The organism is Stutzerimonas stutzeri, from assembly GCF_038561965.1.
Classification (GTDB): domain Bacteria; phylum Pseudomonadota; class Gammaproteobacteria; order Pseudomonadales; family Pseudomonadaceae; genus Stutzerimonas; species Stutzerimonas stutzeri_AA.
In genome coordinates, this window is the sequence record NZ_CP139348.1 from 1,027,492 (window position 1) to 1,047,276 (window position 19,785).

The 19,785-nt window shown below is 65.4% G+C and carries 16 protein-coding genes; 1 reads left to right on the top strand and 15 read right to left on the bottom strand.

Features of this window, described 5'->3' with window-relative positions; all coding sequences use genetic code 11:
* Positions 1–213 precede the first annotated feature (213 nt).
* The 15 genes from SM130_RS04595 to SM130_RS04665 form a co-directional block, all read right to left on the bottom strand.
* Positions 214–1,929, bottom strand: coding sequence for a tannase/feruloyl esterase family alpha/beta hydrolase (locus tag SM130_RS04595; protein WP_102826973.1), 1,716 nt, complete (start codon positions 1,927–1,929; stop codon positions 214–216).
* Between the two features lie 251 nt (positions 1,930–2,180).
* Positions 2,181–2,579: a DoxX family protein gene (locus SM130_RS04600; RefSeq protein ID WP_102826974.1), complete on the bottom strand. Its 399-nt coding sequence runs from the start codon at positions 2,577–2,579 to the stop codon at positions 2,181–2,183.
* A 111-nt stretch (positions 2,580–2,690) separates the two neighbouring features.
* Positions 2,691–4,190, bottom strand: coding sequence for a sigma-54 interaction domain-containing protein (locus SM130_RS04605; protein ID WP_102826975.1), 1,500 nt, complete (start codon positions 4,188–4,190; stop codon positions 2,691–2,693).
* A 73-nt stretch (positions 4,191–4,263) separates the two neighbouring features.
* Positions 4,264–5,634: a TRAP transporter large permease gene (locus tag SM130_RS04610; protein ID WP_102826976.1), complete on the bottom strand. Its 1,371-nt coding sequence runs from the start codon at positions 5,632–5,634 to the stop codon at positions 4,264–4,266.
* 16 nt (positions 5,635–5,650) lie between these two features.
* Positions 5,651–6,253, bottom strand: a complete 603-nt coding sequence (locus SM130_RS04615; protein WP_102826977.1) for a TRAP transporter small permease subunit — start codon at positions 6,251–6,253, stop codon at positions 5,651–5,653.
* Between the two features lie 73 nt (positions 6,254–6,326).
* Complete coding sequence (locus SM130_RS04620; protein ID WP_102826978.1) at positions 6,327–7,412, bottom strand: TRAP transporter substrate-binding protein; 1,086 nt, start codon at positions 7,410–7,412, stop codon at positions 6,327–6,329.
* Positions 7,413–8,106: 694 nt separating this feature from the next.
* Entirely contained in the window at positions 8,107–8,505 is a 399-nt protein-coding gene (locus SM130_RS04625) for a MerR family transcriptional regulator (protein WP_102826979.1), read from the bottom strand.
* Between the two features lie 79 nt (positions 8,506–8,584).
* Entirely contained in the window at positions 8,585–9,766 is a 1,182-nt protein-coding gene (locus tag SM130_RS04630) for an acetyl-CoA C-acetyltransferase (protein ID WP_102826980.1), read from the bottom strand.
* Between the two features lie 257 nt (positions 9,767–10,023).
* Positions 10,024–10,653 carry a CoA transferase subunit B gene (locus tag SM130_RS04635; RefSeq protein ID WP_003280093.1) on the bottom strand — a complete coding sequence of 210 codons (630 nt, stop codon included), beginning with the start codon at positions 10,651–10,653 and terminating at the stop codon, positions 10,024–10,026.
* Positions 10,654–10,657: 4 nt separating this feature from the next.
* A complete protein-coding gene (locus tag SM130_RS04640; RefSeq protein WP_102826981.1) occupies positions 10,658–11,353 on the bottom strand; it encodes a CoA transferase subunit A in 696 nt (231 codons plus the stop codon).
* 86 nt (positions 11,354–11,439) lie between these two features.
* The gene (locus tag SM130_RS04645; protein WP_102826982.1) at positions 11,440–12,339 is read right to left on the bottom strand and encodes a hydroxymethylglutaryl-CoA lyase; all 900 of its coding nucleotides are present in this window, start codon (positions 12,337–12,339) and stop codon (positions 11,440–11,442) included.
* A gap of 192 nt (positions 12,340–12,531) precedes the next feature.
* Positions 12,532–14,442 carry an acetyl-CoA carboxylase biotin carboxylase subunit gene (locus SM130_RS04650; protein WP_102826983.1) on the bottom strand — a complete coding sequence of 637 codons (1,911 nt, stop codon included), beginning with the start codon at positions 14,440–14,442 and terminating at the stop codon, positions 12,532–12,534.
* Positions 14,442–15,239, bottom strand: coding sequence for a gamma-carboxygeranoyl-CoA hydratase (locus SM130_RS04655; protein WP_102826984.1), 798 nt, complete (start codon positions 15,237–15,239; stop codon positions 14,442–14,444). Before SM130_RS04655 ends, SM130_RS04650 begins: the two co-directional genes overlap by 1 nt.
* A gap of 56 nt (positions 15,240–15,295) precedes the next feature.
* Positions 15,296–16,903 carry a carboxyl transferase domain-containing protein gene (locus SM130_RS04660; protein ID WP_102826985.1) on the bottom strand — a complete coding sequence of 536 codons (1,608 nt, stop codon included), beginning with the start codon at positions 16,901–16,903 and terminating at the stop codon, positions 15,296–15,298.
* A 112-nt stretch (positions 16,904–17,015) separates the two neighbouring features.
* Positions 17,016–18,179, bottom strand: a complete 1,164-nt coding sequence (locus SM130_RS04665) for an isovaleryl-CoA dehydrogenase (protein ID WP_102826986.1) — start codon at positions 18,177–18,179, stop codon at positions 17,016–17,018.
* A 317-nt stretch (positions 18,180–18,496) separates the two neighbouring features.
* Here SM130_RS04665 and SM130_RS04670 point away from each other — a divergent pair, with 317 nt between their 5' ends.
* Positions 18,497–19,519: a UV damage endonuclease UvsE gene (locus SM130_RS04670; RefSeq protein WP_102826987.1), complete on the top strand. Its 1,023-nt coding sequence runs from the start codon at positions 18,497–18,499 to the stop codon at positions 19,517–19,519.
* Positions 19,520–19,785 lie beyond the last annotated feature (266 nt).

Sequence of the window (19,785 nt, forward strand, 5' to 3'; positions counted from 1 at the left end):
GGCGTGCCAGTGACGGAAACAGCGGGTTTGATCGGCTGGATGACGCGCGCCAGAGCGCTTGCGTGGTGCGATGGCAAGCGTCGGGAGCAGCTAGGGAAGCGTCCGGTAGGCTGGACATGTATGGCTCGCGGCCAGCTTTGACGAGGCGGTGTCCAGCGCGGCGGACGGTTTAAGGAGGGGGCGCCGGCCGGGGAGCCGGCGCCGGTTCAGGTACTAGCGCGTGCCCTTGCGGCTCTTCACGCAGACGAAGCTTGACGCGGCATTCACGTCGCCCTTGCCGACGTACTTCGGCCAGCCGGGGTATTCACACAGCGGGCGGGTGCGACCGGGCACGCCAACGCTATCGGCGACGACCTGCCTGCGCGGTGCGCGGCCCTGTTCGACCCAATTCTCCAACGTGGTCAGCGAATCCCAGGCGGCGTTGAACACGGTGCTGGCGGCGTGGCCGTAGCCGGGGATCTCGTAGTAGCGCAGGAAGCGCTGCGTCTTGCCCGGGCCCATGTCGCGGCGCACGCGCTCGTAATACTCGGCGGTGGCGCGGGTGCTCACCAGTTGGTCGGAACTGCCGTGAGCCATGAGGAGCTTGCCGCCGTTTCTGGCGAAGGCGGTGAGGTTGGTCTGGTTGACGTCCTGGCGCAGCGACAGCTCGCTGATGCGCGCCTGCCACGGGCCGGGATTCTGCGGGTCGAGGGTGAGCGAGTTGAAGGTGGGATTGCGCGTCACGAAGTAGCGCACCCATTCATCCCAAAAGCCGGAATGGTAGGGCGCGCCCTCGGCGAAGCCGGTGCCGTGCACGGGCATCGGGTAGCTCGGTTGCAGAGTGTTGAGGCCCAGACGATTGACCACCAGCTGCGCGCCTTCGCCGGGCCGGCCGAGATCGGTGCCCCAGGTGTTGAACCCCGGGTAATGGGTTTCACCGCTGGCCAACCGGAAGTTGAAGCGAATCGGCGTGTTGAACACCCGCAGCGCTTGGATCTGCGCATCCGACAGGCAGCGTTGCGAGGTATCGGCACCACCTGGGCAGCGCAGCGGTTTGCCGTTGAGCTTGGCGCGAGCCGGGTCGAACTGGGCATTGCAGGCGGCCTGATGGCTGATCACGCCGTCGCGCACGCCATCCAGCTTGTCGCAGGCCTGCATCGCCGCTTCGAGCAATGCGGCGCGTTTCTCCAGGCTGGGGAAGGCACCGGGCTGGGCAAGTGCGCGGGTGATGCGGCCGAACTGCAGGTCCAGCGCCAGTGCGTTGTAGGCGGGGTAGAGAGCGATCACACCGTTGAAATCGGTCGGCCATTGCTGCGCAACCGCCAGCGCCTCACGGCCGCCCGTTGAGCCGCCAGCAAAATAGCTGCGCTCGGGCGCGGCGCCGTAGCGCTGTTCGATCAGGTACATCGCGGTGTCGCGGGTTTTCTTCAGTGCGTCGTGGGCGTAGTTGGCCAGGGCTTCGTCGTTCCAGGCGAACGAGCCGGGGCTGAGCGGATCGGCGACATGCCCGGAATCGCTGCTGAACACCGCGTAGCCACGGCCGAGCGGCGTGGGCTGATCAACCGGGCCGGCGGGCACGTTGCCGGCGACGTTCGGCAGCGTGCCGTTGTAACCGCCGCCGCCAAACATAATTGCCTTGCGGTTCCATTGCTCGGGCAGCGCCAGGCGCATGCGGATGGCCGGCGCAGCGGGATCGACCGGGCGAATCTCGGCGCTGACATCGCAATAGGGGCCGAAGGTCTGCGGTGCGCTGCCGCCAGCCGCCACTGGGGTCGCCGCGGTGACGCGCGCGCCGCTGGTGGGCAGGCCGATGGCTTGCGCTGGAACCTCGCGACCGATCAGCTCGGCGCAGGTCGCCGCCTGAGCGGCTTCGGCAGCGAGCAACGCCAAGGCCAGTGGCGTCAGGCACAGCGCGCGTCGAGTAAACGGATTGCTACGGATAGGCATCATTGGGGCTTCCTTCTTCTTGTTGTCGAGCCGGTGCGCCGGTCGGGCGCAATAGCGCTCAAGCCAATGGCATGCCAGCGGCTGGAAGGAAGGGGGTGGCAGGCGATGGTCGGTCATCGCCGCTGGGGCGAGGGCTCTACGGCGCGGAAGAAGGGAGATCGGCAGAAAGAGGCGAGGCGTCCAGTGCGGTAGATGGCACGTGAAGCGATGTCCGGCGCGCTGGACGACTGTCCGCAACGCCGGACATGGCGCTGTCAGTTGTAGCGGCCGTTCAGCCCGCCGACGCTGTAGCGCCCGGCGCCAAGCAGCATGATGGCCAGCGCGCCGAACAGGAACAGCCCCTGCAATTCGATGGCCCAGCCGCCCATCGAGCCCAGCGACCAGAGTTCATCGCGATGCGCCAGGGCCAGCGCGACGACCATGTTGCCCAGCATCAGCAGGGCACCGAGACGGGTGTAAACGCCAAGAATCACCAGCAGCGGCCCGACCACCTCGCCGAGAAACACGCCATAGGCGAGAAACGCCGGCAGCCCCATGCCGCCGAGCATGCCGGCGATGCCATCGACGCCGTGCAAGAGTTTGTGGATGCCGTGCAGCAGCATCAGCACGCCGACTGCCAGTCTGAGAACCAGTTTGCCTGCATCGTCTGTCATCGTTGCCCGTCCCATTGCGTCGCCGGGAATCGGCGGCCCTGACACAACTGTAGATCAGCCAAGGTCACAGTGCCGTATCGCCGTTGGCTTGCAGGCCACGGGCTAGACCGCTCAGCGCTGGCTCAGGCCGTGTTGCTGCAGCTTGCTGTAGAGGCTGGCGCGGGAGATGCCGAGCTCCATCGCGGCACGGCGGCGGTTGCCCTTGCAGGCGAGCAATGCGCTTTGCAGGGCGCGGCGTTCGGCCTGGGCGATGGTCTGCGCCAGCGGTTGCAGCGGGAGTTCTTCGATATCGGCTGCCGGTGCGGCCTGCGCTGGCGCTGGTGCGGCGGCGACATAGGCTGGTGCGTCCGCGGAACGGGCCTGATCGCCAAGCAATGGCATCAAATGCGCCGCCTGCAACTGCGGGCCATCTGCGGACAACTGCGCACGCTCCAGCAGGTTGCCCAGCTCACGCACGTTGCCGCGCCAGGGTTGTGCGCAGAGCAGTGCCAGCGCCTCGGGGCTCAGCTCCATGGGCGGCTGGCCGGAGCGGTTGGCGATGTCGTCGAGCAGGTGTTCGACCACCGCGGGGATGTCGCTGCTGCGCTCGCGCAATGGCGGCACGCGCAGGGCGAGGACATTGAGGCGGTAGTAGAGGTCGTCGCGGAACTGGCCGGCGGCGACCTTGGCTTCCAGGTCGATATGCGTCGCGGCGATCACCCGCACGTTGAGCGCCTTGACCTGGTTGGAGCCGAGTGGCTCGACCTCCTGTTCCTGCAGCACGCGCAGCAGCTTGGCCTGCAGCGGCAGCGGCAGGTCGCCGATCTCGTCGAGAAACAGCGTGCCGCCGTTGGCCACCTCGAACTTGCCGATGCGCGCCTTGCGGTCGGCGCCGGTAAAGGCGCCGGGGGCGGTGCCGAACAGTTCGGCCTCGACCAGGCTTTCCGGAATCGCCGCGACGTTGACCGCCACGAACGGTCCGCGTGCCCGTGGCGAGAGGTTGTGGATGCCCTGGGCGAGCAGCTCCTTGCCGGTGCCGGTTTCACCCCGCAGCAGCACGGTGGCGTCGAGCTGCGCGGCCCGCCGTGCCTGGCGTTTGATCTCGCTGGCAGCGGGGCTGTTACCGATGAAGCCGGCGATGGTGTAACGCGCCCGGCGCGCCTTGGCCAATTCGTTCTGGGTGGCGACCAACTGCGTCTGCAGGCTGGTGTACTTGGACATCAGCGGTTTTAGATGCCGTGCGCGATCAAACAGCACGAAGCCCAGCGCGCCGACCAGGGTGCCGTCCTCGTCGCGCAGCGGGATGCGGGTGACCACGAAGTGCTCGTCGCCGAATGCCATCAGGTCGATCATGCTCGGCTGGCCGCTCTCCACCACTTCGCGCAGTCGGCTGGCCGGCAACACTTCCTCGATCTCCTTGCCGAGCACGCTGGATGGGTCGCGGATGCCGACTTTCTCGGCGTACTTGTCGTTGATCCAGACGATACGGGCCTGGCGGTTGACCGCGATGGTGCCCTCGCACTGCGCGTTCAGGTGATCGAACAGCAGTGGCATGGCCACGGCACGGAAGCGTTCCGGGGAAACGCCGACGATCAGGCCGTGGTTGTCGAGTGCGTCGCGGGCAATGCTCATGGGCAGTCAGGTCCGTTCTTGGTCGGCCGATTATGGTTGGCCCCGGCTGCCACGGGCAAGGCAGCCGGTTGGCTCAGGGCTGGGAATACACTTCGTTGGGCAGCCAGGTGGCCAGCGGCGCGAAATAGAACACCAGGGCCAGACCGATCAGCTGGATGACGATGTAGGGCAACACGCCGAGGTAGACATCGCGGGTGGTGATGCCCGGCGGGCAGACGCCCTTGATGTAGAACAGCGCGAAGCCTACCGGCGGCGTGAGGAACGAGGTCTGCAGGCATAGCGCGAAAAGGATCGCGAACCACAGCGGATCGACGCCCATGGAGAACAGCACCGGCGCCACCAGCGGCAGGATGATCAGCGTGATCTCCACCCAGTCGAGGAAGAACCCCAGCAGGAAGGTGATCGCCAGCACGGTAAGCAGCACGCCGGTCTGGCCGAACGGCAGGCCGGTCAGCGCCGCGCGGATCACATCGTCACCGCCCAGGCCGCGCAGCACCGCAGCGAACACCGTGGCACCGATGAAGATGCCGAAGATGAACGCGGCGGTGCGGCTGGTCTGGTACAGCGCGTCCTTGAGTACCGGCAGACTCAGGCGGCGGCTGGCAGCAGCCATCAGCAACGCACCGAAGGCGCCGACCGCCGAGGCCTCGGTGGTGGTGGCGATGCCAAAGAAGATCGAGCCGAGCACGGCGAAGATCAGCGCCAGCGGTGGTACCACGGCCCAGAACACGTCGAGCAGCGCGCGGCCGTCGAGCTTGGGCCGGTTGGCCGGCGCCGGGGCGAAATCCTTCTTCAGCCAGGCGACGACCACGATGTAGAGGATGTACATCAGCGCCAGCATCATCCCGGGTATCAGCGCGCCCATGAACAGTTTGCCCACCGAGGCTTCCGAGGTGCCGAGGCGGTCGGCCATCAGCACCAGCATGATGCTCGGCGGAATAAGGATGCCCAGCGTGCCGACCGAGCAGGCAGTGCCCACCGCCAGGCTCTTGTTGTAGTTGGCCTGCAGCATCGGCCCGATGGAGAGCATGCCGAGCAGTGCCACCGAGGCGCCGACGATGCCGGTGGAGGCAGCGAGCAGGATGCCGACCACCACCACCGTCACCGCGTAGCCGCCACGCAGCGGGCCGAGTACGCGCACCAGGCTGTGCATCAGGCGTTCGGCGATGCCCGAGCGGTCGAGCATGATGCCCATGAAGATGAACAGCGGCAGGGCGACCATCAGCTCGTTGGCGACGATGCCGTAGATGCGCGCGTCGAGCACGCCGATGGTGCCGTCCCAGGTGAACCAGAGATTGGCGTCGAAGTGTTCGACCAGCACATAGCCGACCACGGCGAACAGCAGACCGATGCCGGCCAGCGACCAGGCAACCGGGAAGCCGAGCAGCAGCAGGCCCATGAAGCTGGCGAACATGGCGATGACGAGGATTTCTTCCAGACCCATGATTGCGACTACTCCATCAGGGCTGCGAACGAACGCGGTCGCGCTCGTCCGAGGGGGCCATCAGGGCCCGCGGAAAATTGAACAGCAGGGTGCTGCAGCGCAGGGCGCGGGAGAACAGCGCCAGCGCCACCAGCAGCAAGCCCAGCGGCAGTACGCTCTTGAAGATGAAGCGGTAGGGCAGCCCACTCGGCGCCTGGGAACGCTCGTTGTAGAGGTAGGCCTTGTAGGCGTAGGGGATCAGCGCATCGATCATCAGCGCGATCACCGGTAGGGCCAGCAGCAGGATGGCGATCAGCTCGATCCAGGCCTGGCTGCGCAGGCTGAAGCGCTCGCGCAGCACGTCGACGCGTACATGGTCGTCGCGCACCACGGCATAGGCGAGGGCGAGCATCAGGGCGGCGCCGAACAGGTGCCAGGACAGTTCCTCCAGCGCGATGGAGCCGCGCGAGAGGGCGAAGCGGCTGAACACGTTGGTCAGTACCACCAGCAGAACCGCCAGCCAGAGCCAGGCGCTGGCTTCGCCAATGGCCACCAGCAGGCGGTCCAGTGGTCGCGAGATGCGGTTGTACGGCAGCGCGTCAGGCGCTGGCGCATCGGGAGAGACGGGCTTGAAGGACACGGCGGACCTCGAAATCTCGACACAGGTGATGAACGCGGGCACGTCGCCGTGCCCGCTGGCTTAGGCGTAGCCGTCAGTCGTACTTGTAGAAGTCGCGCGGCAGGTAGCCCATGCCGTGCCAGATCGAGTGGTGCTGCATGAACTCGCGCTGGCTGGTCAGCACGCGCTTGAACATCTCGTCCTTGGCGGCCATCTCGTCGAGCACTTCATCGGTGACCTTCTGCAGTTCGCGCAGTACCGGCTCAGGCAGTACCTGGGCCTTCACGCCCTGCTTCTGGTAGTCGCGCAGCGCGGTCGGCTGTGCCCACTCGCTTTCGGCAAAGCCCTTGAGCGTGGCCGACTCGCAACCCATCTCGATCAGCGCGCGGCTTTCCGGCTTCAGCTTGTCCCAGACGTCCTTGTTCACCAGCAGGTGCGAGGTGGTCAGCGTCTGGTGCCAGCCGGGCATGATGTAGTTCTTGATGATCTGGTCCAGGCCCAACATCTTGTCCACCGCCGGCTGCGAGAACTCGGTGGCGTCGATGGTCTTGCGCTCCAGCGCCTGATAGATCTCGCCGCCCGGCACCATGGTCACCGAGGCGCCGAGCTTTTCCAGCACCTTGCCGCCGATGCCGGCGAAGCGGATGCGCAGGCCATCGAAGTCATCCAGTTTCTCGATGGGCTTGGCAAACCAGCCGGCGCCTTCCGGGCCGATGATGCTGCACAGCATCGGGTGGATGTTGCGCTGGGCGTAGATCTCCTCGAGCAGCTTCTTGCCGTCACCCTGGTAGTACCAGGCCAGGTGCGCCGGCGGCTCCATGTTGAATGGCGCGCCGGAGTACAGCGGCAGGGCCGGAATGGTGCCCTGGTCGTAGCCGATCCAGGTGTAGCCGGCCGGGTACTTGCCGCTGCTCACTGCATCCATGATCTCGAACGGCGGCACCAGCTCGCCCGGCTCGTAGTAGCGCAGCTGGATATCACCGCCGGATACCGCCTTGAGCGATTCGGACAGATGCTTGACCGGGGTGGAGAGGCCAATCAGGTGCGAGGGAAACGCCAGCGGCACCTGCCAGCGGATCTTTTCCGCGGCACTGGCGACGCCACTGAACAGGCTGGCGCCGAGCAGGGTGGTGGCGCCGATGGCGCAGGCGATACGGGAGAGTTTGTTCTTGGTCGACATGCAAGTTTCCTTCTTGTTGTTGTTCTGGTGCCCGAGGGCGGACGCGTAACTGCCCGTGGGTCGAGGGCGTTAACAGGCCAGAACAAGAACAGAGGCCGAGCCGATGCTGCCGATCCGGCGCCAGTCTTGTTCTTTGGTTTGTTCTGGCGTCGGAGGGTGGATTGCAGGTTCTGTGCCTATCGTGTGGGCAGGCCGAAAAGCGGGGACCGGTTGTGGTGCGGTGGGGATGAGGCGGTGGGCAGAAGGCGCGAACCTTCGACAGATGGTTATGGACTGGCGTTGGGATGGCCGGTGGGCTGAAGCCCACCCTACGGACGTACGGGGTTTGACGGCGCGGTGGGGCTGCGGGGTATTTGGTGCAGGGCTTTCGTGGATGATGTGCAAGGCGGTGCGGTGGGCTGAAGCCCACCCTACAAGTGGAAGCGGAGCGCCCTGGGCCACTCCTTTGCTCGATCAACCGTAGGGTGGGCTTCAGCCCACCAATTTCGGATCGAAGCCGGAGTTCGAGCGTTCGGGACACTACGCAGGGTGTCCATTCCGGCAGACACCGGCACGGCCGAAAACCCGCGGTGTCTGCAATTCTGGAAAGTGTCCATTTTTCCGGACTTGCTGTTTGCTGTGGTGTGCAAAAAAATCAGGCGTCGCGCGGAGCGTGAAACCTGATTTTTGGATGGGCGTTGGGTAAGCGAGGCGATCAGCTGGCGGCTTGCTTGGCCAGCGTGTTTTCCAGAGCGGTGCGGCAGCGTTCTTCGGCGGTGTCCAGCTCAAGCTGCATTTGCTGGATGTCGAGCAGTTGCTGCTCCAGCTGCTGGCGGCGGTCGGCGATCATCTGCAGCATGATGTTCAGCTGCTTCTGGTTGCCGGCCTTGGGGTCGTACAGCTCGATCAGCGTCTTGCATTCGGCCAATGAGAAGCCGATGCGCTTGCCGCGCAGGATCAGCTTCAGCGCGACGCGATCCTTGCCCGAATAGATGCGTTCCTGACCGCGGCGAGTCGGCGTGAGCATGCCCTGTTCTTCATAGAAGCGGATGGCGCGAGTGGTGATATCCAGCTCGTTGGCCAGGTCGGAAATGCTGTAGGTCTGTTTAGCCATGATTCTTCCGATCATCCTCTGTCGCGCCCGGCGAACCGGGCGCGTATGTCTGCCAGCATGCCCTGCCGCGACGGTTCGCTCAGGCGCGTTCGACTGCCAAGGCTACTCCCTGGCCACCACCGATGCACAGTGTCGCCAGGCCCTTGCGAACATCGCGGCGCTGCATCTCGTGCAGCAGGGTCACCAGGATACGGCAGCCCGAGGCGCCGATCGGATGGCCGAGGGCAATGGCGCCGCCGTTCACGTTGACCTTATCGGCATCCCAGCCCAATTCCTTACCGACTGACAGCGCCTGCACGGCGAAGGCTTCGTTGGCTTCGATCAGGTCCAGTTCGTCCAGCGACCAGCTGGCTTTTTCCAGGCAGCGGCGGGTAGCGGAAACCGGGCCGATGCCCATGATCGCCGGGTCGACGCCGGCGTTGGCGTAGCCGGCGATCTTCGCCAGCACCGGCAGGCCCAGCGCCTCGGCCTTGCTGGCGCTCATCAGCACTACCGCGGCGGCACCGTCGTTGAGGGTCGAGGCATTGCCGGCGGTGACGCTGCCGTCTTTCTTGAACGCTGCGCGCAGGCCGCCGAGGGAATCGGCCGTGGTGCCGGCGCGGGGCTGTTCGTCACGGGCGAAGGCAACCGGATCGCCCTTGCGCTGCGGGATCAGCACCGGGGTGATTTCGGCATCGAAACGGCCGCTTTCGATGGCGGCGGCGGCGCGCTGCTGGGACTGGGCAGCGAAGGCGTCCTGCTGAGCACGGTCGATGCCGTACTTGTCGGCCAGGTTCTCGGCGGTAATGCCCATGTGGTAGTCGTTGAAGGCATCCCACAGGCCATCGGTGATCATGCTGTCGACCATCTGCGCGTGGCCCATGCGCAGGCCGGTGCGCGCGCCGGGCATGACGTAGGGCGCGAGGCTCATGTTCTCCATGCCGCCAGCGATGACCACGTCGGCGTCGCCGCAGCGGATCGCCTGCACGGCCAGATGCACGGCCTTGAGGCCCGAGCCGCAGACCTTGTTCAGTGTCATGGCGGGTACAGCGTGGGGCAGGCCGGCCTTGATCGAGGCCTGGCGCGCGGTGTTCTGTCCGGCGCCGGCGGTGAGCACATGGCCGAGGATCACTTCATCGACCTGGGCCGGATCGATGCCGGTCTTTTCCAGCAGGGCGCGGATCACGGTAGCGCCCAGTTCGACTGCCGGCACATTGGCCAGCGCGCCCTGGAAACTGCCGATGGCGGTGCGGGTTGCAGCTACGATGACGACGTCTTGCATGACGGACTCCGAATAAAAAAGCGCTACGCCGGAGCGTAACGCGAGGGTCAGGCACGCGGCCTGACTCCGGGAAAGGGTGCCCTCGAACGACACGGGGGAGGCGGCCTGGCGGGCCGGTCAATGCCGCAGTATACGGGCGCCTAAGTGACTGGCCAGTGCTGGCGCGGGTGTGGCTTCGCGGTCGCGTCGAGCGCTCGGGCTGGCCGAGGAAAACGCCGCTGGCTGTGCAGCCCGGAGCGGCGTTCCCGTACCGCGACTCAGCGTTGAATCGGGCTGCCGGTGGCCTCTTGCAGTTCGTCGAAGCTGACGCCTTCGGCCAGCTCGACCAGCTTCAGGCCCTGCTCGGTGACGTCCAGCACGCCGAGGTCGGTGATGATCCGGTCGACCACGCCGAGACCGGTCAGCGGCAGGTCGCAGGCCGGCAGGATCTTGTGCGCGCCGCCCTTGGCGGTGTGCTCCATCAGCACCACGACGCGCTTGACGCCGGCCACCAGGTCCATCGCGCCGCCCATGCCCTTGACCATCTTGCCGGGGATCATCCAGTTGGCCAGATCGCCTTTTTCCGACACCTGCATGGCGCCGAGGATGGCCAGGTTGATGTGGCCGCCGCGGATCATGGCGAAGCTCTGCGCATTGTCGAAAAAACTCGAGCCGGGCAGGGCGGTGACGGTCTGCTTGCCGGCGTTGATCAGGTCCGGGTCGATCTCTTCCTCGGTCGGGAAGGGGCCGATGCCGAGCAGACCGTTCTCGCTCTGCAGCCAGACGTCCATGCCTTCGGGGATGTAGTTGGCGACCAGGGTCGGCAGGCCGATACCGAGGTTGACGTAGAAGCCGTCCTGCAGCTCCTGGGCGGCGCGTTGCGCCATCTGTTCACGTGTCCAGGCCATGGTCTCAGCTCCTCACCGTGCGTTTTTCGATGCGTTTTTCCGGGCTCGGGTTGTGCACGATGCGATGCACGTAGATACCCGGCAGGTGGATCTGGTCCGGGTCCAGCTCGCCGGTTTCGACGATCTCCTCCACCTCGACGACGCAGGCCTCGCCAGCCATGGCCGCCAGCGGGTTGAAGTTGCGCGCGGTCTTGCGAAACAGCAGGTTGCCGGCCTTGTCAGCCTTCCATGCCTTGACCAGGGCCAGGTCGGCGGTGAGGGATTCCTCCATCACGTACCACTCGCTGTTGAACTGGCGGGTCTCCTTGCCCTCGGCGACCAGAGTGCCGTAGCCGGTCTTGGTGTAGAACGCCGGAATGCCCGCGCCGCCGGCACGCAGCTTCTCGGCCAGGGTGCCTTGCGGGGTGAATTCCAGGGCCAGTTCACCGGCCAGGTACTGGCGTTCGAACTCCTTGTTCTCACCCACGTAGGAGGAAACCATCTTGCTGATCTGCCGGGTCTCCAGCAGCAGTCCGAGGCCGAAGCCGTCGACGCCGGCGTTGTTGCTGATGGCAGTCAGGTCTTTCTTGCCGCTGTCGCGCAGGGCGGCGATCAGCTGCTCGGGAATGCCGCACAGGCCGAAGCCGCCGACGGCGATGGTCATGCCGTCCTGAACCAACCCTTCCAGGGCATGGGCGGCGCTGGGGTAAATCTTGTTCATGAATTACCTCTACTTGTTGTTCTGTCTGTGCCGGGTGGTCCGATAGATGGCCGCCCGACGAATAGGGTTTAGCAAGAACGATGCCGCTAGCCGGCTTGCCTGGCGCGGGCCACCCGCGAACCATTGGCACGGCCCAGCAGCTGGCTGATCCGCTGGCCGGCAGCGATCAACGCATCGAGGTCGATGCCGGTGGCTATGTCCAGCCCGTTGAACATGTACAGCACGTCTTCGCTGGCGACATTGCCGCTGGCGCCTTTGGCGTAGGGGCAACCGCCGAGGCCGGCCACCGAGCTGTCGAACACCGCGATGCCTTCCAGCAGGCTCGCATAGATGTTCGCCAGTGCCTGGCCGTAGGTGTCGTGGAAATGCCCGGCGAGTCGTTCGCGTGGCACTTCACGAGCCACCGTGTCGAATAGCGTGCGGGTCTTGCCCGGTGTGCCGGTGCCGATGGTGTCGCCAAGGGAAACCTCGTAGCAGCCCATGGCATACAGCTCGCGGGCGACTTCGGCGACCTTTGCTGGCGCCACGTCGCCCTCGTAGGGGCAGCCGAGTACGCAGGAGACGTAGCCGCGCACGCGGATGTCCTGCTCGCGGGCGGCTTCCATCAGCGGCGCGAAGCGCGCCAGGCTCTCGGCGATGGAGCAGTTGATGTTCTTTTGCGAAAAAGCCTCGGAGGCCGCACCGAATACCGCGACTTCCTTCACGCCGGCCTCGATGGCCGCTTCCAGCCCCTTCATGTTCGGCGTCAGCGCAGCATAGGTGACGCCGGCCTTGCGCTGGATCTGCGCGAAGACCTCGGCGGAACCGGCCATCTGCGGCACCCACTTGGGCGAGACGAAGCTGCCGACCTCGATGTAGTTGAGGCCAGCGGCGCTCAGGTCGTCCACCAGGCGCACCTTGTCCGCGACGCTGATCGGCTGCTGCTCGTTCTGCAGACCGTCGCGCGGGCCGACTTCCACCAGCCGGACCTGTTTGGGCAGGCTCATATGTCCTCCAGGGGTGAACGCTCTTCGAGCCTTCACCAGTGTCGTTGAATTGTGACGCTGCTGGTGGGCTAAAGCCCACCCTACAAAACCGGCACGCCTTCACTGTAGGGTGGGCTTCAGCCCACCGATGTCGCCGCAGGCTGACCGAAAAGCCTCCGGCACTGCTGTGGGGGCTAAAGCCCACCCTACGAATCAGGCCTCTTCCATCTCCAGCAGCACCGCGCCTTCGCTGACCATCTCGCCTTCGCTGCAGAACAGGCTCTTGACCACGCCGGCCTGGGCGCTGCGGATGCTGTGTTCCATCTTCATCGCTTCCAGCACGATCAAAGCAGTACCGGCCTCGACATGTTGACCGGCTTCCACCAGCACGCGAACGATGCTGCCGTTCATTGGTGCGGTCAGGCCGCCGTGGTGCTGGTGGCTGGCCTCGGCTTCGGCGATGGGGTCGAAGGCGCGCACGGCCAGCCATTCGCCGTTCCATTGCAGATACAGCGCATCGCCCTGGCGGATCGCCTTGGGCGTGCGGACGTTCTGCTGCTGCGCTGCCGGATCGACCCGCAGCCGACGGCTCTCGCCATTGCACTGCAGGTGCAGAGTGATCTGTGTAGGCATGCCGAAGCGCAACCCGTCGCGTTTGGACCACGGTGAATGGGCATCGTCGCCGCGCACCTTGGTCGGTTCGGTCTGCACGTAGACCTCGGCAGCCTGCTGCCAGAACGCATCGGACAGTTCGCCAGCCGGACGCAGCAGCTCGCTTTCGTGACGCGGGATAAAGCCGGTATCCAGCTCGGCCTCGGCAAACGCGCGATGGCCAACGACGCGGCGCAGGAAGGCGAGGTTGGTGCGCACGCCGCCGACGGCGGTCTCGTCGAGCATTGCCAGCAGACGGAGGCGCGCTTCCTCGCGGTTCTCGCCCCAGGCGATCAGCTTGCCGAGCATCGGGTCGTAGAACGGCGACACGGTATCGCCCTCGGCAACGCCGCTATCGACGCGACGGCCCGGGCCATCCTCGGCTTCACGATATAGATCCAGGGTGCCGGTGGCGGGCAGGAAATCGTTGTCCGGGTCTTCGGCGTACAGGCGGACCTCGATGGCGTGGCCGATCAGCGGCACTTGCTCCTGGCTGATCGGTAGCGGCTCGCCACGGGCGACGCGAATCTGCCAGGCGACCAGATCAAGGCCGGTGATGGCCTCGGTGACCGGGTGCTCTACCTGCAGACGAGTGTTCATTTCCATGAAGAAGAATTCGCCACGGGCATCGAGCAGGAATTCCACGGTGCCGGCACCGACGTAGCCGATGGCCTTGGCCGCCTTCACCGCAGCTTCACCCATGGCGCGGCGCAGTTCGGCGGAAAGGCCTGGCGCTGGTGCTTCTTCGACTACTTTCTGGTGGCGGCGCTGGATCGAGCAGTCGCGCTCGTTGAGGTACAGGCAGTTGCCGTGCTGGTCGGCGAAGACCTGGATTTCCACATGGCGCGGTTTGAGCACGTATTTCTCGACCAGCATGCGCGAGTCGCCGAATGACGATTTCGCTTCACGTTGCGCGGACGCCAGCGCCTCGGCGAGCTCCGCCTCGCGCTCGACCACCTTCATGCCCTTGCCGCCACCACCGGCGGTGGCCTTGAGTAGCACCGGATAACCGATCTTTTCTGCGGCAACGCGGAAGGTTTCCACGTCCTGCGCTTCGCCGTGATAGCCCGGCACCAGCGGCACGCCGGCTTCTTCCATCAGCGCCTTGGCCGCGGACTTGCTGCCCATGGCGTCAATGGCGGAGGCGGGCGGGCCGAGGAAGATCAGCCCGGCCTGTTCGATGGCGCGGGCGAAGTCGGCGTTCTCCGAGAGAAAGCCGTAGCCCGGATGAATGGCCTGGGCACCGCTGGCTTTCGCCGCTTCGATCAGTTTGTCGATGCGCAGGTAGCTGTCGGCCGGCTTGGCGCCGCCCAGGTCGATGCGGATATCGGCTTCGCGGGCGTGGCGCGCGCTGGCGTCGATGGCGCTGTGCACGGCAACGGTGGTCAGGCCCATGGCCTTGGCGGTGCGCATCACGCGGCAGGCGATCTCGCCGCGGTTGGCCACCAGCAGAGTATCGATATGGCGATTCATCACTTCTTCTCCTGCCAGGCGGGCGTGCGTTTTTCCAGAAAGGCGCTCAGGCCTTCCTGACCTTCCGGGCTGGTACGCAGCCGGGCAATGGCCTGTTCGGTGGTCTGGCGCAGGTCGGCGTCGAAATCTCCATCGCCCACGTCCAGCAACAGATCCTTGCAGGCCTTGAGCGCCTGCGGGCTGTTAAGCAGCAGGTTGTCGACCCACTGCCCGAGCGCGGCGTCCAGTTCACTGGCCGGATAGGTTTCGGCGAGCAGGCCCAACTCACGGGCGCGCTCGCCGTTGAAGCGTTCTGCGGTCAGCGCGTAGCGGCGGGTGGCGCGCTCGCCGATGGCCTTGACCACGAACGGGCTGATCACCGCCGGTGCCAGACCGATGCGTACTTCCGACAGACAGAACAACGCGTCGCTGGCGCCGATGGCCATGTCGCAGCAGGCGATCAGCCCCAGCGCACCACCGAACGCTGCACCCTGCACCACGGCCAGGGTTGGCTGCGGCAGCTCATACAGGCGCTGCATCAGCTCGCCGAGCTCATGGGCGTCGGCGAGGTTGGCCTGGTAGTCGAGCTTCGCCGACTCGCGCATCCAGCCCAGATCGGCGCCAGCGGAGAAGTGCTTGCCGCGCCCGCGCAGGATCAGAAAGCGGATGCTCGCATCGTCCTGCACCTGCGCCAGGGCCGCGTTCAGTTCGCCAATCACCCCGGCGTCGAAGGCATTGTTCTTGTCCGCGCGGTTGAGCCAGAGGGTGGCCACGCCGCGCGCGTCTTTGTTCAGCTCGATGGTCTGGAAATCGGTCATCTCGGCATCCTCGATGCGACTGCAGTCGCCGACGTTTCTAGCGCCGGCGGCTCGGATTACATGCGGAACACGCCGAAGCGGGTCGGCTCGATCGGCGCATTCAGCGCCGCTGAAAGCGCCAGCCCCAACACCTCGCGGGTCTGCGCAGGGTCGATCACGCCGTCGTCCCACAGCCGCGTGCTGGAGTAATAGGGATGGCCCTGGCGCTCGTACTGTTCGAGGATTGGCTGCTTGATCGCTGCGACCTCGTCGGCGCCGAGGCTCTTGCCGGCGCGCTCGCTCTGTTCCTGCTTGACCTGGGCGAGTACCCCGGCGGCCTGTTCGCCGCCCATCACGGCGATCCGTGCGTTGGGCCACATCCACAGGAAGCGCGGGTCGTAGGCGCGGCCGCACATGCCGTAGTTGCCGGCACCGAAGCTGCCGCCGATGAGCACGGTGAATTTCGGCACCTGGGCGCAGGCCACTGCGGTGACCAGCTTGGCACCGTGTTTGGCGATGCCGCCGGCCTCGTATTTCTGACCGACCATAAAGCCGGTGATGTTCTGCAGGAACAGCAGCGGGATGCCGCGCTGGCAGGCCAGTTCGATGAAGTGCGCGCCTTTCTGCGCCGCCTCGGCGAAGAGGATGCCGTTGTTGGCGAGGATGGCGATCGGATAGCCGTGCAGGTGGGCGAAGCCGCAAACCAGGGTGGTGCCGAACAGCGCCTTGAATTCATCGAACTCGCTGCCATCCACCAGCCGCGCGATCACCTCGCGCACGTCGTAGGGTTGCTTGGCCTGGGCCGGAATCACGCCGTACAGCTCGTCGGCGGCATACAGCGGTGCGCGCGGCTCGCGGGTCTGCAGCTGGCCGAGCTTGCGCCAGTTGAGGTTGGCCACGCAGCGGCGGGCGATGGCCAGCGCATGCTCGTCGTTCTCGGCGTAGTGGTCGGCAACGCCCGAGGTCTTGCAGTGCACGTCGGCCCCGCCCAATTCCTCGGCGGTCACCACCTCGCCGGTGGCGGCTTTCACCAGCGGCGGGCCGGCGAGGAAGATGGTCGCCTGGTTGCGCACCATGATGGTCTCATCGGCCATCGCCGGCACATAGGCGCCGCCGGCGGTGCAGGAGCCCATCACCACGGCGATCTGCGGGATGCCCATCGCGCTCATGTTGGCCTGGTTGAAGAAGATGCGGCCGAAGTGTTCGCGGTCGGGGAAGACCTCGTCCTGGCGCGGCAGGTTGGCGCCGCCGGAGTCCACCAGATAGATGCAGGGCAGACGGTTCTCGCGGGCGACGGTCTGCGCGCGCAGGTGCTTTTTCACCGTCAGCGGGTAGTAGGTGCCGCCTTTCACGGTGGCATCGTTGGCGATGATCATGCACTCGATGCCTTCGACGCGGCCGATTCCGGCGACCATGCCGGCGGCGGCGACGTCTTCGCCGTACACCTCATGGGCGGCCAGCGGCGCGAGTTCGAGAAAGGCCGAGCCGGCGTCGAGCAGGCAGTCAATGCGCTCGCGCACCAGCAGCTTGCCGCGCGAGACGTGGCGCTGCTGAGCGGTCGCGCCACCGCCTTCGCTGACGCGGCCGAGCAGGGCGCGCAGGTTGTTCACCTGTTCGAGCATCGCGGCGCTGTTGGCGGCGAACTCCGGCGAACGGGAATTGATCTGGGTGTGCAGGATGGCCATGGTTGGCTCCGTTCATTCCATCATGGATGGCGCTGCCATCCACCGACTGCGGTGGAAAACGCTTCGCGGTTTTCCACCCTACGAGGCTGTGGGCATTTTTCAGCCCGCAAGCTCACTTGGATTCGTTGAACAGCTCGCGGCCGATCAGCATGCGGCGAATCTCGCTGGTGCCGGCGCCGATCTCGTAGAGCTTGGCGTCGCGCAGCAGGCGGCCGGTCGGGAATTCGTTGATGTAGCCGTTGCCGCCGAGAATCTGGATCGCCTGCAGGGCCATCTGCGTGGCGTTTTCGGCGGTGTAGAGGATGACCCCGGCGGCATCCTTGCGGGTGGTTTCGCCGCGATCGCAGGCCTGGGCGACGGCATACAGATAGGCGCGGCTGGCGTTGAGCTGGGTGTACATGTCCGCCACCTTGCCCTGGATGAACTGGAACTCGCCGATGCTCTGGCCGAACTGCTTGCGGTCGTGGATGTAGGGCACCACCACATCGAGGCAGGCCTGCATGATCCCGGTCGGGCCGCCGGCCAGCACCACGCGTTCGTAGTCCAGGCCGCTCATCAGCACCTTGACGCCGCCATTCTCTGCGCCCAGCACGTTTTCTGCCGGCACCTCGACGTCATCGAAGAACAGCTCGCAGGTGTTGGAGCCGCGCATGCCGAGCTTGTCGAACTTGCTGCCGCGAGAGAAACCCTTCCAGTCGCGCTCGACGATGAACGCGGTGATGCCGTGTGCGCCCTTGTCCAGATCGGTCTTGGCGTAGATCACATAGGTGTTGGCGTCCGGGCCGTTGGTAATCCAGGTCTTGCTGCCGTTGAGCACGTAGCGGTCGCCGCGTTTCTCGGCGCGCAGCTTCATCGACACCACGTCGGAGCCGGCATTGGGCTCGCTCATGGCCAGCGCACCGACATGTTCGCCGCTGACCAGCTTGGGCAGATAGCGCGCCTTCTGCTCGGGGTTGCCGTTGCGGTTGATCTGGTTGACGCACAGGTTGGAATGGGCGCCGTAGGAGAGGGCGACCGAGGCCGAGCCGCGGCTGATTTCTTCCATCGCCACCACGTGGGCCAAGTAGCCGAGGCCGGCACCACCGTACTCCTCGGAGACGGTCACGCCGAGCAGGCCCATCTCGCCGAATTTTCTCCACATGTCCGCCGGGAACAGGTTTTCCTGATCGATGGCTTCGGCGCGCGGGGCAATCTCGGCGGCGACGAAGGCCTGCAGCTGCTCGCGCAGCATGTCGATGGTTTCACCGAGGGCGAAATTGAGGCTGGAGTAGTTCATGGGGCCACCTGCTTGTCTTGTAATTGTTCTGTTTTCAGAGGGTTCGTTCGTCCGGCGGAGTGCAGGCCGGCGCTCTGGTAGCGGTTCTAGGTCATCAGCATGGATGATCGTTCGCTGCTTTACGTTAACGTAAAGGTCCGCTCTCGGTCTGTCAACACACCGCCGAGTCGACATGTCTGCAAGCATAGGCCCGGTAAGGTGCGGCCGTTGGTTGGTGGCGCGGTGGTGTTTCGTCGGTGCAGGGGCACTTGGCTGGAGGCTGGCGGGACTAAACAGGCAGTGGCCGCAAAGCCGGCCTGCCACCGACGAGGAACTCCATGCCCCGCATCGGCTTCGCCTGCATGTATCGCCACCCGCAACAGAGCCTCTCGCTGAAGGAGCTGGAGCGCATCGAGCGCACCTTCAACCCACGCAGCACCACGCTGCGCTGGATGGCTTCGGTCGGTCGCGCAGCGGCCGAGACGAGGCTGGAGGAGATCATCGAGCACAATCTGAACGCTCAGTGGGTGTTGCTCGAATACGTCGCCACGTTGCCTCCGATGCTGCGCATGTTGCGCCTGTCCAGCGACCTGCTGCCGTTCTACAGCCATGCCGAGATCGCGCCCTTCTACCGCCGCGCTGAGATACGGAATCGCCTCGAGGCTGGCTTCGCTGCGATCGGCGAACTGGCGCGGGTCAACGATATCCGCCTGTCCATGCATCCCGGCCAGTATTGCGTGCTGGGTTCGGACAAGCCGCAGGTGGTCGAGAACAGCCTGGCGGAGTTCGAATACCACGCTGACATGATCCGCATGATGGGTTACGGCCGGCGCTTTCAGGACTTCAAATGCAACCTGCATATCGCCGGGCGGCTCGGCGCCGAAGGTGTGCGTGCCGTGTGGCCCCGCCTGTCGAGCGAGGCGCGGCACTGCATCACCTTCGAGAACGATGAAAAGACCTATGGCCTGGACGACTGCCTGAGTCTCGCCGACCTCGCGCCGGTGGTGCTGGACATTCATCACTGCTGGATTCACGAGAACCGCTACATCGAGCCGGACGACCCGCGCATCGAGCGCGTTCTGGAAAGCTGGCGCGGTGTGCGCCCGACCATGCACTACTCGCAGCCGCAGGAGAGCCTGATGGAGCTAGGCTTCGCGCCGGAGCAGAAGCTGGAACTCCCCGAGTTGCTGGAAAAGGTCAGCAAGCGCGACCTCTATGCGCACAGCAAGCGCATGTGGAATCGCTGGACGAATCGTTACGCATGCCAGTTTCTGGATCGCTTCGACATCATGCTCGAAGCCAAGGACAAGAACCTCGCCGCGCTGGATTTCCATCACGAGTACCAGCGCGAAAGTGCCTGACGGCGCCGTAGCCGGCAGATGCGGTTGTAGCCTCGGCTCGTTCTGGTGGGCTGAAGCCCACCCTACAACGGTGCCGTGGTGCCCGCCGTACCGTAGCGGTTCGACTGGCTACGATCTCCCAGTAGGGTGGGCTTTAGCCCACCAAGGGGGCACCGCAGTTTCCGTGAGCTGAAGCCCATCAGCGAGGCGCGCCACTTAGGCTGCAGCCAGTTATACGCCACCAAATACTGGCCATTTGACTACGTGCTACCCCTCGACTTTCGCCT